This is a genomic window from Granulicella mallensis (assembly GCF_014203225.1).
Lineage (GTDB): Bacteria > Acidobacteriota > Terriglobia > Terriglobales > Acidobacteriaceae > Granulicella > Granulicella mallensis_A.
In genome coordinates this window covers 130,143-144,908 of the sequence record NZ_JACHIO010000011.1, presented here as the reverse complement: position 1 = coordinate 144,908, position 14,766 = coordinate 130,143, and the positions used below count along the sequence as shown (strand labels likewise).

The following is a 14,766-nucleotide window of genomic DNA, read 5'->3' as shown; positions in this document are numbered from 1 at the left end:
ACCCTCGTTCATCCCTCCCCACAAACGCCGCCCTGGAAGGCAATAAACTTCACGGGAAGCACGATCCCTCGTGCCTCCCACAAAGCCATTAGTATCCCGGCGGCAACATCAGCCCATCCATGTACGCCCCAAACCGCGGACCATCCATACAAATCTGCATACCGGTAAACAGGTAGAAGATATTGGTAGTCTGGATGCCTCCGGTAGTGTCATACGTCGGGAAGATGGTCTGGCCATCGACATCGTAGTAATCCATCGCCCGGTTCTCTGCGCGGAACCAGTGGTCCGGAGCCAGCAGATCGATACGTCCGGGCTGCGCATGAATGGACACCAGCGTCGAACGTCCCGCGATCGTCGTAGGCGCATTCTTCTTCAGCATGTCCTGCGAGCTCGACCCCGTAACTTGGTTCGTAATGACCTGCGAGACCACAGAACCCACATTTTCCCACGCTGCCTCTTGGTCCAATCCTAGATGGAAGAGCATGGAGTCCTTCGCACCCGTCGCCGCACCCAGGGCACGCCGCTGCTTCTGAATCAGCATACGAACCAGCACCGGCGTAATCAGTGATCCAGCCGCTCCAACATGCGGCGTATCCAGCTTGCCGGGATATGCCGAGCGCTGTAGCTGCATCCACGTGCCCACATTCGAGTCCACATGGTGATACTCGATGCCGAACAGAGACGAAGCGGCCGTGCCTGGAGCGCCGTCGATGATGAGCAAATCACCGGGAACGGTACCGGCCGGTACCGGGGTTGCTGCGGCGAGGTTCAGCGCCTTATTGTTGGCATCCACCGAAAGAATGGTCACCTTGCCGCGGTTCGTTCCACCCAGCGCAGAGAAGATCTGGATGTCCTGATTGTCATAGAACGCATTTGCGTTGTTGACAATAATCTGGAACGAACCGACGACCGTCCCCGTCCCCGTCGCCACCGAATCGAGAGTCCCCGATCCGTCTGTGTTCAGAAGCGCCTCCACAAAGGTGCGGAAGCCTTCCATCGCATTCTCGAGCTCGGCCTTCGCCGCATTCTCGACAGCCTTTTCTTTGCTGTCGGTCGAGATCTCAGTGAGATAGCTCATCTCCGACGCAAAGGCCAGATAAACCGGCGTAGCCTGTGCGATGTCGTACGTCGTGCCGGACCCGCGGCCAAGACCGCCGCCATCCGGATTAACCTGGCGAGCCTTGCCGCCTGCCAGGATCTTCAACGGGATGCGCATATTGCGCGAGGAGACCTTCTCCACATCCCGCTTCATGATGCGATCGAACAGAGAGTGGTCCTGCTGATAAAGCAGAGGTACTTTGTCGCGCACCTTCTCAAGCTGCAAACCAAGGGTCTGTGCATTGAACTGAGACATATTTTTCCTGTAAGTCTTTTGAGCTTGCCGGCCACCGATTTCCCAGAAAAACAGAGTGTAGAGCTTAGAGAAAAGCCTTCTCTATCCTCCACACTCTATCCTCTACACTCTGTTTTTTCCTTCCAGCCTCGGCTCTGCTGAAGAAGAGACCTGCAGCAATCACGCGTTGAGGCAGGTTCGCGCACCTGGCCTGGCTACAGGCTTCTTTGCGGCTCGCCCCGGTTTGTGTTCAGGGTGTCCGTATCCCTGCGACTCGCCGCGAATCTTGAAAGAGCATGAGACATCAACCGCATTTGCAGCAGTGCCTGCAGAACCCTTCGCTTCTGCTCTTTGCTTTTCTTTCTGTCGTTCCCGTGGGGAATCCGCTTTGGCTTTGGCTGTTGCCTTTGCCTTCCTGGTTGTCATTCCGAGCACAGTGAGGAACCTGCTTCCTCCCGCTCTTCGCCAGTAGCAGCAACAATGCCAGGCCAAAACAAGGGGGCCTCAAAGTGCCTTTCGGATACAACAACCCGTGCCGCAACCCACTGGACTTTCCCACTGGGGCTCCATCGTAAATCAGGAGCTCTAACTCGCCGTATCAGGCCCAGCGAGACGGGCACATCAGGTTGTGAACTACTCAAGAACTACTATGCCAGAAGAACGGGATGAACCCAAGCAAATTGCAGTTAGAAATCTTTATCCCAAGACCGCACGCTAGCCGTTCTATTCATTTGCCGACCTCAGCCTTGTAGCTCGTGAGAATCTTGTTTCGATTCCCTTCAGCCAACAATCGGTCGCGCCCTTGAACAAACCCTGAATCCCCACGCAGAGTCGCATCGAGTTCGGCAGTAATCACTCCCCGGAGCCGGGATTTCGCTTCGGACGAGAGCTTTCCTCCAGAGAGTTGATCGATGATCTTACCCGCCTGCGCACCACAATCTCGTTCAATCTCACTGACGACGTCCCACCCCCAGATTCCGCACCGAACCGGCATCTTCCCCGCTCATTGTCCGTAAATCCAATAATGAATGGCATATATCGTCGGTACAACTCCAACCGAAGATATACTTTGAACCATAAGGTTCCGTGGCGCATATGTCGCGGACGGAGACGGTGAAGCATGTCCAGACTGAGATTTACAATATGTCTTCTTATCGCATGCATTATCTTCTTTTCAGCCATGGGACCAATCAGCGCTCTTATCACTGCGCTGATCGGTAACAGTGCTTCGGCATTTGTCTTTGGGTTGTCATGCGCCCTGACGGGCATCATCACATGGGTAGCAACCCGAGCGTTGAATAAGAGATGGATTCGCCCATCCTTTGACCGTTTTGCCCTCACACTCGAAGAGAAAATCAGAAGAGAGTATCAACGTAAAGGTCCTCGCCAGACTTTCGATAACCTCAATCTGCCAGAAGCACCGGCAGCCCATCAGGAACCCACAGCAACACTGCATCTCTGGCATGATATAGACAACAAAACACCAGGTTACAAAATATTAGCCAGAGTGGTAGTTGTAGTCCTTATTTCTGCCACGGCCGGGGCCGCTTTTGGAGCGCTCTACGGGACATTATCCAGAACAAACATTGCCCAGCAAGCTGTAAATATGGCTGTCTTTGCAGCATTACTTGGCGCTCTAATCAGTCCCTTCCTGGGAGATTTCACAAGAACAGCCCCCAACATTCTTGCGAAAGCCCCTCCAGTACTTAATATATGGGGCGACACAGAAGATACAGTTCCTGTTCTCGTCCTATTGACCAGGTTCTTGGGAGTTACCTTTTTTGCAACCTTAGGTGGCGCTGTATATGGAGCCCTCTATACTGCCAGCAATGCTATAGGAAGCCATGACCGACTACATGATGCCTTAATGGGAGCCATAATTGGAGGGTTGATTGTCGGTCTGTGGATCCCCCTGGGTATGGCATTCGAAGGGCACTTTAGAAGAACACTGCATAAAAAAACCAGTAACACTGACTCAATAGAACCGGATCACTAATTTTACGTTTTGAATGATGGCAACGAAGAACCTACAGCTCATCGAGATCCACGACCTTAAAGCGGGTTCCATGCACGGCTACCCAAATCCAATTTAAATAAACTCAATTGCGTATGAAATTGAAATTCCTGATTAGTGCGAATTTACATGGACGGGGGTGGGTTATAAAGTGGGTTGTTCACGGTAGCATTGGCTGTACCTGAGCATCGCATTGGGGAGCCACCAATGCGGCCTATCGGGCAGAATTAGTAGGCAGCAATGCCAAAGAATTTGAACCAACACCATTACCCAATAGCCCCTTCGGAAGAGTGCCTGCCGGAAGTGACCGCGGCCGAGGAACAGATACGAGTGGGCTTGGCTCCGGTAACAATCCAAACGGTCGCGCAGGCTGATCGAATAGCCCTCGTGGATGGCCAACTCCATGATTACCTGGCTCGAACAGCGAACGCGGTATTTCATCAGGGCCCAGATACTCAGGTTTTAGGTTTGTCAACCGATATGGAGAGGACATAGGGTGCGCTGGATCATATTGAAAGTTGCTATGGGGAGACTCATAAGCATGGTCGTGATTATTTTCCATCGCTCCCTCTCGAATATCATTCGCCAGCAGCGCGCTTTCTGGAAGCGTAGACCCAAGAGTCTCAAGAGCTTCGTTGGTATTGCCACCCCGGTACTGATCCCATGCATCTTTCCAGTGATTAATAAGCTTGTTTCCGCTCCAACCCATAAGAGCCCCCTTCGCAGCAGCAGGCATGTAACGTGCAATCGCTGGAGCTTCTTCCAACATCGGCCCCAATTCCCCTACCCCGCCGGTAGCACCAATAAATGCGAGGTTCTCGGGACTTGTTAACTCCCCAGTACCTTTCGCAATACCAACGCCAAGAGAATGTGTACGTCCCTGCAAACTATTGGGGGAGACATTCGGTTGGAGGTAAGGTGCCATATACTCGAGCGGAAGTAATTGATTCCCGTGTTCTTCATACTCTGGAGATCCAGAATTTTCTGTCGGAAGGAGGCGCAGCCATTTTCCAAGATCCGGAGCATTTCGATCTAACATGTGCCCAATCGCTCCATTGGCTACGGTCTCGCGTAGATGCTCAATTGCTCCTGGATCTGGATTGGCACTAAAGAAGGACTGTGGTTGCGTATTGGGAGCCCTGTCAACTATCGGGCCAGTAGTCCTTTGAGTATTGGGAATGACGCTTTGAGGTGAACCGTTCCTAAGGAAGTTACTGGACTGGGTATGCAACGATTGATTTTGCGAGTTTCGTATAGCGGTGCCGCCAGTAGAGGGACTCCACGATTGAGTTACAGGAGATACCCAAGGGGCAGTAGCATCAGCACCCGTAACATCAGGTGCATATGGCACTCCGGCCCACTGAGCGCCTGAAGCTTCTTCTGATCCGGGTAAGCCTCTTGCGTCATCGCCCACGCCTTGAAATGCTTTTCGGGTGTGCTGAAAAACACTTTCCCAAGGCTCCTGTGAGGGTTCGGGAGACTGTAGAGCCGTATTCGTCAATAGCTGGTCAGTTGCTACCTCCGTCGGACGCGGCTGTTGCGTCAGAGGAGTTGTAGTTATTAATTTATCTTTCGCTGGATCATTTCCCAGATCGTCCATAGTTTCTCCTTATAACTCTCACCGTTGACTCACGCTCAAAATGTCGCAAAATCTTACTCACCAAAGTATCTGTTCAGATTTTCCTTTTACATATGCCTTGCCATCGAGCACATCTCGGCGGGAAGTACGTGTCCAATCAATCTCACTGGTGCTCGGCTGTCGGCTGGTCCGTGCAGCACGCCCTGTTCCAATATCCACCGGAGCCTTCACTACTGGCCTCGTCGAACCATAAAACTCGCGATGCACTCTTTTCACGATCTCCGGCAAGCGCTTGCCTACCTCGGCCTTGTAATTCGTGAGAATCTTGTTGCGGTCCCCTTCGGCCAACAGCAGATCACGCTTCTGAATAAAGCTTGGATCTCCGCGCAGAGCAGCATTTAGTTCAGAAGTAATAACCCCCCGCAGCCTGAACTTTGCTTCGGACGAGAGCTTCCCTCCTGAGAGCTGGTCGATGATCTTATCCGACTGCGTGCCACCATGCTGCTCTATCTCCTTAACAATGCCGTGCTGAAACGTCCCTTGCCTTTGCGCCTCAAATTGCCGGCGATCAGCATCCAATCGTCTGCGTTCGGGCTCCACTCGCCGTTGAGGTGCACTCTGTGCCAATCTCATCAACGGGTTATACCAATTCACCAGATGCTGTGCTAACCCTGTTGTGCCCTCATGAGATGACAGAACTTGATGGATCGCAGCAATCAGCCCCTCGGGCATCGATTCTGCCGCAACCCTCGCCATAACATGACGAAATTGCTCAGGGTTCGCCTCCGCTAGCTTTCCAAATGCGGCCGGCACGAGCTTCGAAAATCCCTCTGGAGAAACGCCCACAAGATGATCAAGCACTTTCACGTCACCCGCCGCAAACTGCTGGTCGAGATCCCTGTAACTCTGCCGCTCCTGCTCGATCTGTTGAATCCCTTCATCGCCCCCGAGCCTCTCCTTGAACTCGCGCAACGCACGAGCCTCGTTCAACCCGCCAGGAAACTCCTTCTTCAAGGCAAGGTCCGCGAACCATACGTTCTTTAGCCGGTTCGCCAGCTTTGGATCGCTCAACCGCAGGTCGTTGAGTGCCGAACGCAGCGCAGGAGGAATCTGCCTTCCATCACCCGATACATCGGCGTCCACAGAAGCAGCCTTATCCCGAGGATCGGCGGTCTCGTCGTGTGTCTCTTCACTCGATTCAGTGCCGGGAGTAGCATCCTCTCTGCCGGTAGCCACCCCATCATCATGCCCAGGATCCACAACAGCATCCGCCATATCTATATCTACCGAAGTCCCTTGTTGGGATATCGCCGCCACCGGCTTCGCTCCTGTTGGATCGACACTATAACCACCCATGATTCACTCCTCATTGCCTTCGTAATTGAATCGCCTATGCCTTCTGCTGCTGTTGCAGAGGCAGCGTAATCCCAGCCTGTGCCGCCATCTGTGCCTGCCCCGCCGGAGGCATGTCCTTGAAATTGATAGTTTCTCGCGGAAGCTTCTTATCCGGCTGCTGTTGTTGTTCGGCCTGCTGCGCATCCATCACCTTTTTGTGCTCCAACCCATGCAGCCGCACATTCGCAAAGCCCAACGGATTCTGCGCTTTCGCCTTTTGCCCATCAGGAGAGTTCACAAAGGTCTGCACCTCCGCAAATTCCACGGCATGCATATCAAAATCCGCATCCACCGAGATCGAGCTTGACTGAAACTGCTGCTGTGCCGGAGGTGGCGACGCCTGTTGCCCCGTGGTCTGTGCTTGCTGCGCAGCTCCCTGCCACTGCTGCATGGCCGCCGCAAATCCCTGGATATCCGGAATAGGAGTAGCGGCCAGTAACTCATTGATCTCGACCAACTGCTTATCCCGCGAGTCCGCCCCAGGAATGACCAGATCTTCCAGTCCCAATAGGTTCTTCGCAAACGCCTGATTATCCGGCTGCTGCAGAATAGCCTGTCCCGCTGCCGATGACCCGAACTGTTGAACGAAAGAACTAAATTTATTCACCTTCTCGGCATACGAGTCAGGAAAGTTCTCATCCGTCTCAGGGGTCCATCGCGCCTTGCCCTCGCGCAGCGCATCGAAGTCCACCGAAACAGTCTCGGTCTGCCCCCTCTTTCCGCTGGATGGCACCAGCGCCGAAAGAGTACCCGACCGGACTTCAGCAGCCGCACGTACCGCCTGCCCGATCACCGTCGACCAGAACTGAACATACGGTAACCAGTTCAGCCCCATCACCCCCATCGCCTGATTCCGAGCCATCGAGTAGCCCGACGCTGTCTGCTGCGCATCCATCTCCGCACCAAACAACGACGGCTGCTGCCCCGTAAGAAACTGGCACAGCGGCCCCTGCACATCCTGCATAAACGACATCATCGAAGGCGAAGGTTCCGCCGCCGCCTCCTGGAAGAAGTGACTCTCCGCCGAAGCATCGTTCTGCCGCTCGAACGGCAGATACATCTTCGGCTTCGACTCCTGCTCCGTGATCGCATCGATGTCGATCGCATCCTGATCCACCCAGGTCGAAGGGACTCCATACTCGAACGTCTCCTGCGCCAGGTTCATCATGTCGTTGAACGCCTCTTGAGCAGACATCATCGACTTGCCCAGCGACGGACGATGCATTCCATCACCAGGTAGCGCATGGCACAGCGCCAGGTGGTCATCCATCGATTCATCCCGGCTCTCGCAATAAGTCTCTCCAGCAAACCCCACGTAACAGCCACGCGGAAAAGCCTCTTTCAGAGCATCTTTGTCCTCACCATCGGGCAACTCTTCAAACACCCAGGGCCGCATCCAGGTCCGGCTAAAAGTCGCAAGGTATGCGCTGGAGTTCCCCGTATTTACCTGCTGCTGGTTCATCCCCTGGGCCACCGACAACCTGGAGATGCGATCGAACTCATCGCCACTGTCGCTGGCTGTAATCCTGCTCGCAGCTTCGGGGAACTTCGACTTCAGAAAAGCAACATCGTGTTCCGTGTTGATCTGCGCATACCCACACTCCGCAACCGTCCCCGCAGTCATCGGAAATCGCGTCTCGAGTACACCGAAGAGGTCGATCTTCTCCCCCGGCTTATCGTCCTTATCTGATACCGAACGCGTATAGGTCACAACCATCCCATCCGTCCACAACAAACGTGCCGCGTCGATCTGTAAAGCCTTTGGCGGATTCTGCTTCTCAATAATCCGTCGAGCCTTATTCGCCTCAGCTGCCGCGGCAATATCCAACGGATTCATCGGGTCATCCGCCTCTGCCCGCGAGTTCGGCGAGTTCTGGCTGAACACCGCCATAAAACTCTTCGCATAGGCCTGGTAGATATTAAAAGTCTGCCGATAGCTGGCCGCAGTGTCTGCATCCTCCGTCACCGAGGCAAGTCCATTAATCGAAACCAGCGCCTGGTCCTTCGCATCCCATGCCAGATACTGCAGGCCGCGATAAAAGAAACGCTGGGTGCGTGCATCCAGCACCTGCACACGACGCGCGGTTGAATCGCGCGTCGTGTGTTTGCGAACCAACGAAAGCAGAACACTCTGCAGATGCTGGTCGAGCTGATCCTGCTCTTGTTCGTCGGACACTTAGTCCCCCAATCTGTTCAGGCCCTTCAGGGCGTTTGAAAACCTTGCATTGGAAGGGGCAATGTGTTCCTCTTCTTCAAAGTCATCGTCATCGTCGTCGCTACCCAACACCTCGCGCAGATGCTCCATCACGCTCCGCAAGTCGGGATGCTCACGCTCTTCCATCCCATCCGGCCCATGATGCACGCACTTATAGCCGTCGAGCATCTTCTCGACCTCACACTTGCCCTCGCAGTCACCACGATCGTGACAGTCATCCCACTGATCGCGATCCTCATCGGAGACGTCCATCTTGCTCTTTCCTGTGGGCCAATCGCCCATCCTACGAGCAATATGCCCGCTGCGGTAATACTTACCTGATTCACCAACCATCACTGCCTCCTTTAGTAACGTTTGTAATAACGCCCATAACCCCATCAAACTGGGGCTAAATATTCGGCATTTTTTGTCTTGACTCTTGGCTAACGTTCGCTCTCGAGAGAAATCGAAAAACAGGAACACAATTCCCGCTTTTGCAGGCAATACAGCATCCCAATAAGCAACAACGAAGAGGGCGTGGAATACACCAGGACTCTTTTTGGTCTTGGTGTATTCCACGCCCTCTTCGTTGTTGCTAAAACCGCCAATCAGGGTCTAGTCAATGAAAAACCCCGCCGCAAATGACGGGGTATCAGACCCTTTTGTCGAATGACATGGTTGCCACATCATCGCATCCTTACCAGCCTAGTCATCCCAAGGCTCTGTTCCATTGATCGTAAAGATCCGAAATTCCCCTTTATCGTAAATATCAAACCACAGCACGCCACTCCCGATCGTATAGCCCTTGTCGCCCACCCTATGTACGCAGGAAGAGTCGTGTCCAAGAATGTACTGTCTAAGCCCAACAGGAAATAGCTTGTCGTAGTCTGCTACAAACTCGTGTGCTGAGCGTACAGATACACGCCCCTTTACGCCATCTAATAAAGGATAGTGCATAAACCCCACCACCTTGTCCCGGCGACCTTCCCTGATTGCAGTTTGAACCTCGTTCCAAAAATACGCGTTGTCCTTTATTTCATCCTCAGACATTGAGTCGCCTAGGTCATTACTGCCTGGCAGCGGGCATTTCACCTGGACAACAGTCTCTTTCGGCTTAGAAGAGGGCGGCACATCGGCTTTCCTGGCAGCTTGAGAATGGGTAGGATTGGGAATCTTTCCCGAATTCGCCTTGCATCCTGTCATCGAGACCGCAATAAGAACTGGAACCCACATGTAGCTCTTCATTTTCATAAAAAATATTCGAAGATTTATCTATCGGCCGCATTGAATAGTGCTGTCCTTCCACCAAGCGCTTCATTACTTTTGCACTCCGGCCCGGAGTCAATTTCACATCCCGCGGTTCACTCAATGAGTATAAAGCGCAAAGATGTTGTATTCACCTGGACCATAAAGATCAAACCACATCGTAATATCTCCGAGTTCATAGCCATGATCCCCCATCCTGCCTATGCATTCAGGTCTTTGCTTAAGCAATATCTCGCGGGTAGCCGGCGGGAGCAGCCTGTCGTAATTGGCCACAAAGTCGTGGCTTGAATTGACATATTTCGGTCTCTTCGTACCCTCCGGCCAAGTGCGCAAAGGGTAGTGCATAAAGGTAGCTACTTTAGCCCGGCGATCTTCTCTGACAGCAGCCTGAAGGTCGCTCAAAAAATCTGCCGTACCCGCAATCTCATCGGAAGACATCTCACTGCTGCTATCGCTTCGATCGTCAGCCAAACACCCCTTATAATCCACAACCTTTTTGGGTTGAGAAGAAGGAAGCGCAGTAGTTTTCCTTGCAGCTTGAGAATGGACAGAACTGGTAACTTTTCCCGGTCTAGCCTTGCATCCTATTACCGGCACCATAACAAAGACTGGAATCCATAGGTAGCTCTTCATTTTTCTCGAAATCACAGCCAGGGCGCAGCGCTTCATTTTTCTTCCTTGAGTAATCTCTCAGGAGCAGGCTCCCGTCGGGTGCAACTCCAACGGGAGGTTTAAACCCAGGGGGAGGAACATATCCGGGAGGAGGCACGTGACACCCCGCAGGAATTTCGTTACGTCTATACATAACATCCTCACCCTCACGTCTGGGAGTAATCCCGCGTCCCCCTGCAAGCAACGTCATTATATCCGAAGGTACGGCATCATACTTTCCATCATTGAAATCCGTCCATGCCTGATGATTGATCACGCCGTGCTGATGTGTGGAGTCATCCACCCCCATATTGAACGCCTGATCGACGAACGAATGAGTCTGCCCCATGTTTGCATTGGGAATACGGCTATGAATATCTCGATAAAACTTATCGTAATCCTGCCCCAATCTTGCGCCTCGGTCTCCCCTTGATATCGTGAGTAATCATCGGGTGTGCAGAGACTCTGGTGCAACAACTGCCCATAGCCGGTTGTACAGTAATTCTTTGAATCGTTATAGGCACCCCATTCGTTGGGCTTTGCCTGCCCCTCGCAATCGGCGATGTAATTCAGCATCTGCTCCCGTTGCGGATCAACCGCAAATGCTGGCGCCGCGCCCTGAAGCCTGTTCGCCGCTCCCTGCGAAGGCTGTTGCCGATTAGAATTGAATCCGGTACTTTGCACTGGCTTTGCTCCAGAAGCCATGCCGCTACGTGTACCTGCGAATGATTCACCAGAAGCGCCGGGGTAAGCCGAACCAGCCAAAGCTCTTGTGCTTCTTTGTTGCGATGCAGACGTCGCAGACATAGGCGAGCCAGTCTCCGGGCCCATGGTTGCATCCAGCGGCGGCGAATCAGATAAAGGCATCGGCGGATTCGGAGCAGCCGTAACATTGATAGACTGATTTGGATTCTGAGAGCCATCATATTTAACTGGTTGAGTCCCTTGCTGTTGATCATCTGTCTGGCCCAAATCTGAACTCTCTGGGTCTATTGTCTGCGCGTCGGGCCAATCGCCTGCCATACGGCAGAGATAGCCTGCACGGTAGTACTGACCAGATTTACCGATCATTTCCACCTCCTATAAACGTCAATGCCATCCTTTATTCAAAAAAGTTGGGCACCCTTTAGGGTGCCCAACTGGAAAAGCGAAATGAATATTGGAATTGAATCATTCAGAACATGCCAACCTCACCCAGACGTCCCGCGTGAATCCCGAACCACTCACTTTTAAAAAGAAAATATATTGATAATTACGACGTCGTCGTCTCCGCAGACAAGCCTGAGAACTGGCATCTGCGATTACTCGCAATGGCCGCCATATTCTTTACGAAGCTTTTTGTCTGAAACCAATCTGGCTAACCTATTTTCTTTTGTATCTACAATTGCACCATAACAATGTCCCACTATCTTGTTGGAATTCCCTGCTGCAGATCCATCGGTATCTTTTTTTACAGAATCTACGGAGATGGATACGATCAGACTGTTTCCTCGCCACCACGCAAATCCCACGGCGTAGTGGTAGAGATCCATGTCACTTCCCACCCTATTTTCGACGGCATGATGTATCTCATCAGCTACATGGCTCTTGGCACGGGTATTTGGCTTGTCTTCATGCAACCGGGATTCCACATCTCCAAACAAGAGCGTCTGAACAGACGGCACATTGCTCGTCGACGATAAGGAGACTATTGCCGTTTGGCCCCCAATGTACGTCCGCCTCCGATTCCAGATACATGATCGTGTGCGTCTTGCCATCGGCACAATCCGTCAGTTGCACCGGGCTGTGATTGTCCTTCCCGTCAAACACTGGAAACACATCCAGCTTCCACCTTCGATCAGGAGAGGTGAGGGTTTCTCTCTCGTCCCAACGAATGTGGTTCTTTCCCTTTCTTTTCCGTGTTGGGGTCATAGCCTGCGAACTGAAACACATAGGGCTTTGCCGCGGGGCCGCTGGCACGTAAGCTTGAGAAAAAAAAGAAGCATGACGCACAAATATCATGGTTCTTGCTTCCAGCCACAGGACATTTCCCACCAGAAACGACTGGAAAACTGATCGTCGTATTAAGACTCTGAGACCTGTAATCCTTTCCAAGCGCCTATTTGTTATCCACAAACGATCTACAAGTGACACCTGAAAGCGGAGCAGACAGCGTTTTCACATCGAAGAGAACTTCCACTCGCTGATCCGCCTGCTTAATAGCTCCTTGAAGATGCGCCTGCGTCCAAACTCCTCCAAGCGGTGGCTTAAAAAAATCAATCTTACTTCCCGATCTCGCAAAGCTGCCATTGTTTTGTACATCGAAGACCACCGTGTGGCCCTTTTGCTGATAGATCAAATCGAACACCTTGCCACGGGTACGACTTCTATTCGCATAGGCCACAACATAGGTAGTGTTTTCTGTTCGATGTGATGCTGTGTCGATCGCATAGCTTACACGGATAGACTGTGCTTGAGACTTTTGGACAGCAAGCCAATCCGTGTCTTTTACAGCCAGGCAGTGTAAAGCCCCACGCAATAACGAAGAACCATGGCTTTGAGTAGGGGCTGCAACGCCACTCCATAATATAAACAGAAACAATATTGAAGCCTTGAACATACTCATCTTATTCTCGTCAAACTAAAGAAAACTTGTCTCATCTACCTCGGCGGAGCACTTTCCCGGTTTCAATTTAATCTCGTCACTCGCTATCATATTAGTTAATAATGTGACTTCTTTGCCTAGCATAAAATAGGTAGGCCCTCCTCCATTTCCCTCGCTTGCTTCCCACCGCCTACCCACTCTATCCAGCTTGTAGGTCATCGCCTTGCTCACATAGGGACCAGTTTCATCCACATACATTGTAAAAAATGCTCCATGCAGTCCATCTTTTGCATAAAGAACAACATCGTACTCGTAGTCTCGATCGTAGTCTGGGTCGGATCCCCAGTATTCTTTATGCACGTGAACACGGGCCTGCACTACCTTACCCGGCCTGAATTCATGTCGCGCTAGGCCAAACACCTTGAAGTCATTATCATCCATGCCTGCAAGCACTGTTGCCAGGCATCCAAGGGCACCTTGAATGCGTGCAGGTGTAGGTGCAAGGTTCACTCGTCGTTTTTCCGGCAACGCGTGCCCTGTTCCTACAAACAATAGACTGAGCAATGCAACCATCTTCTTATTTGCCATAAGTATTGATCACCTTATATATTGACGGACTGATATAGGGCCCAGCGTGCGTATGTATTACCGGTCCATTCTTTCCACCAAATGGACTGATGTCGCCCATGGAGGTTCGACCATTGTAATTGGTCGCTCCATGTGTTGGGTCGACACCGTTTAAATCTTCCATAGCAGCATCTGTGGCCGCATTCAGGGCGTTCGGATAATCCGGCCCTGACATCAAAGGTGTCTCGCAATTTCCCAGCCCGGCAAGCCCCTTCACCCTATCGCCCCACTGTCTTTCGCCATTGATGCGCATATGCGCAATATCTCCTCTGGCTACGGAAAGCGGCATATTTTCGTTCCGTGAGTCTCTCATGCCTCCCGTTTCACAGTTGATATTCCCTGCAAGTTCGGCAACTGACTCCTTTGTTCCGGCCGGACGATATCCGGCAAGCGACGCTCTATATACCCTTGGGTCTATCCCTGGCGTCGCCAATCGCGGCGGCGGCGCTAGTGGAGCCGGTGGTAGCACCTGCGCGTTGGTTCTAAAGCCATTGCCACGCTGCCAATTATCGACCCGCTGCTCCAGAGGATCAATATTCTGGTGATACGAGTCCTGCGCTCTTTGAGACAGGCTCTGAACCGCCTTATAAAGATCTCCACCGACAGAGTCCTGCACCGCATTTGTTGTGGGATACGCAGACGCACGGGCAAAAGGGGTTGCCGCCTTAGTAGCTACCGCTCTCGCCTGTACCACGGATGGAACGGACATATTTATCTGAGCCAGCGCTGGAGTACCATCCTGCGTTTCTTGTCCTTCGTTGTCTGTGCCGTCAGGCCAGTCCCCCGCCTGCCGTGCCAAATAGCCTGCTCGATAATACTGACCTGATTTACCGATCATCTCTCTTCTCCTTAGCCTTCTGAACAAACCTCTCTACCTGTTTCATCGATACCCTTCGAGGGTCGTGCGCATCCTCAAACTGCCTCTTCACTTCACGAAACGCCTTGCGCGCGCGAAACGGCTTCGGAACGGACACAGGCTTCGACTCCTCAAAAACCATGTCCTCAGCCGGAACGATCTCAGCTATCTCTTTTGGCCACAGCACAATCAACAACACATTGATTGCAACACTCACAACAAACAATGCGTCGATCATCAGTAATCCCTCCCTAATATCCGTCATGG

At 52.3% G+C, this 14,766-nt stretch carries 16 protein-coding genes; 1 reads left to right on the top strand and 15 read right to left on the bottom strand.

All coding sequences use genetic code 11. The features are described 5' to 3' along the window. Window positions 1-88 precede the first annotated feature (88 nt). On the bottom strand, window positions 89-1,354 hold the full coding sequence (locus HDF15_RS14000; RefSeq protein ID WP_184256543.1) for a hypothetical protein: 1,266 nt from the start codon (window positions 1,352-1,354) through the stop codon (window positions 89-91). A 706-nt stretch (window positions 1,355-2,060) separates the two neighbouring features. After that, entirely contained in the window at window positions 2,061-2,327 is a 267-nt protein-coding gene (locus HDF15_RS13995; protein WP_184256541.1) for a hypothetical protein, read from the bottom strand. Between the two features lie 126 nt (window positions 2,328-2,453). Between HDF15_RS13995 and HDF15_RS13990 the strand changes: the two genes are divergently transcribed. Then, entirely contained in the window at window positions 2,454-3,329 is an 876-nt protein-coding gene (locus HDF15_RS13990; RefSeq protein WP_184256539.1) for a hypothetical protein, read from the top strand. 232 nt (window positions 3,330-3,561) lie between these two features. Here the strand turns inward: HDF15_RS13990 and HDF15_RS13985 are convergent, their stop codons facing one another. From HDF15_RS13985 to HDF15_RS13925, 13 genes are all read right to left on the bottom strand, one after another. Continuing rightward, the gene (locus HDF15_RS13985) at window positions 3,562-4,386 is read right to left on the bottom strand and encodes a hypothetical protein (protein WP_184256537.1); all 825 of its coding nucleotides are present in this window, start codon (window positions 4,384-4,386) and stop codon (window positions 3,562-3,564) included. Between the two features lie 251 nt (window positions 4,387-4,637). Continuing rightward, entirely contained in the window at window positions 4,638-4,796 is a 159-nt protein-coding gene (locus tag HDF15_RS13980) for a hypothetical protein (RefSeq protein ID WP_184256535.1), read from the bottom strand. A 208-nt stretch (window positions 4,797-5,004) separates the two neighbouring features. Further along, the gene (locus HDF15_RS13975) at window positions 5,005-6,069 is read right to left on the bottom strand and encodes a hypothetical protein (RefSeq protein WP_184256533.1); all 1,065 of its coding nucleotides are present in this window, start codon (window positions 6,067-6,069) and stop codon (window positions 5,005-5,007) included. Window positions 6,070-6,316: 247 nt separating this feature from the next. After that, window positions 6,317-8,497 (bottom strand): hypothetical protein, encoded by a 2,181-nt coding sequence (locus tag HDF15_RS13970; RefSeq protein ID WP_184256531.1) that lies wholly within the window; start codon window positions 8,495-8,497, stop codon window positions 6,317-6,319. Then, window positions 8,498-9,094 (bottom strand): hypothetical protein, encoded by a 597-nt coding sequence (locus HDF15_RS13965; protein ID WP_184256529.1) that lies wholly within the window; start codon window positions 9,092-9,094, stop codon window positions 8,498-8,500. Window positions 9,095-9,220: 126 nt separating this feature from the next. Beyond that, complete coding sequence (locus tag HDF15_RS13960; RefSeq protein WP_184256527.1) at window positions 9,221-9,766, bottom strand: hypothetical protein; 546 nt, start codon at window positions 9,764-9,766, stop codon at window positions 9,221-9,223. Window positions 9,767-9,880: 114 nt separating this feature from the next. Next, window positions 9,881-10,450 (bottom strand): hypothetical protein, encoded by a 570-nt coding sequence (locus tag HDF15_RS13955; protein ID WP_184256525.1) that lies wholly within the window; start codon window positions 10,448-10,450, stop codon window positions 9,881-9,883. Window positions 10,451-10,705: 255 nt separating this feature from the next. After that, window positions 10,706-11,503 (bottom strand): hypothetical protein, encoded by a 798-nt coding sequence (locus HDF15_RS13950; RefSeq protein WP_184256523.1) that lies wholly within the window; start codon window positions 11,501-11,503, stop codon window positions 10,706-10,708. Between the two features lie 230 nt (window positions 11,504-11,733). Beyond that, window positions 11,734-12,063 carry a hypothetical protein gene (locus HDF15_RS13945; protein WP_184256521.1) on the bottom strand — a complete coding sequence of 110 codons (330 nt, stop codon included), beginning with the start codon at window positions 12,061-12,063 and terminating at the stop codon, window positions 11,734-11,736. Between the two features lie 467 nt (window positions 12,064-12,530). Continuing rightward, the gene (locus HDF15_RS13940) at window positions 12,531-13,037 is read right to left on the bottom strand and encodes a hypothetical protein (protein ID WP_184256519.1); all 507 of its coding nucleotides are present in this window, start codon (window positions 13,035-13,037) and stop codon (window positions 12,531-12,533) included. 15 nt (window positions 13,038-13,052) lie between these two features. After that, window positions 13,053-13,604 carry a hypothetical protein gene (locus tag HDF15_RS13935; RefSeq protein ID WP_184256517.1) on the bottom strand — a complete coding sequence of 184 codons (552 nt, stop codon included), beginning with the start codon at window positions 13,602-13,604 and terminating at the stop codon, window positions 13,053-13,055. After that, window positions 13,594-14,481 (bottom strand): hypothetical protein, encoded by an 888-nt coding sequence (locus HDF15_RS13930; RefSeq protein ID WP_184256515.1) that lies wholly within the window; start codon window positions 14,479-14,481, stop codon window positions 13,594-13,596. Before HDF15_RS13930 ends, HDF15_RS13935 begins: the two co-directional genes overlap by 11 nt. Further along, window positions 14,471-14,737, bottom strand: a complete 267-nt coding sequence (locus tag HDF15_RS13925) for a hypothetical protein (protein ID WP_184256513.1) — start codon at window positions 14,735-14,737, stop codon at window positions 14,471-14,473. The genes HDF15_RS13930 and HDF15_RS13925 overlap by 11 nt, the downstream gene beginning before the upstream one ends. Window positions 14,738-14,766: the final 29 nt, after the last annotated feature.

Coding starts and splice junctions, on each gene's coding strand:
- HDF15_RS13950 (WP_184256523.1), bottom strand. CDS start 11,503: ATGATCGGTAAATCTGGTCAGTACTACCGTGCAGGCTATCTCTGCCGT.
- HDF15_RS13995 (WP_184256541.1), bottom strand. CDS start 2,327: ATGCCGGTTCGGTGCGGAATCTGGGGGTGGGACGTCGTCAGTGAGATT.
- HDF15_RS13940 (WP_184256519.1), bottom strand. CDS start 13,037: ATGAGTATGTTCAAGGCTTCAATATTGTTTCTGTTTATATTATGGAGT.
- HDF15_RS13955 (WP_184256525.1), bottom strand. CDS start 10,450: ATGAAGCGCTGCGCCCTGGCTGTGATTTCGAGAAAAATGAAGAGCTAC.
- HDF15_RS13930 (WP_184256515.1), bottom strand. CDS start 14,481: ATGATCGGTAAATCAGGTCAGTATTATCGAGCAGGCTATTTGGCACGG.
- HDF15_RS13935 (WP_184256517.1), bottom strand. CDS start 13,604: ATGGCAAATAAGAAGATGGTTGCATTGCTCAGTCTATTGTTTGTAGGA.
- HDF15_RS14000 (WP_184256543.1), bottom strand. CDS start 1,354: ATGTCTCAGTTCAATGCACAGACCCTTGGTTTGCAGCTTGAGAAGGTG.
- HDF15_RS13985 (WP_184256537.1), bottom strand. CDS start 4,386: ATGTTAGATCGAAATGCTCCGGATCTTGGAAAATGGCTGCGCCTCCTT.
- HDF15_RS13990 (WP_184256539.1), top strand. CDS start 2,454: ATGTCCAGACTGAGATTTACAATATGTCTTCTTATCGCATGCATTATC.
- HDF15_RS13960 (WP_184256527.1), bottom strand. CDS start 9,766: ATGAAAATGAAGAGCTACATGTGGGTTCCAGTTCTTATTGCGGTCTCG.
- HDF15_RS13925 (WP_184256513.1), bottom strand. CDS start 14,737: ATGATCGACGCATTGTTTGTTGTGAGTGTTGCAATCAATGTGTTGTTG.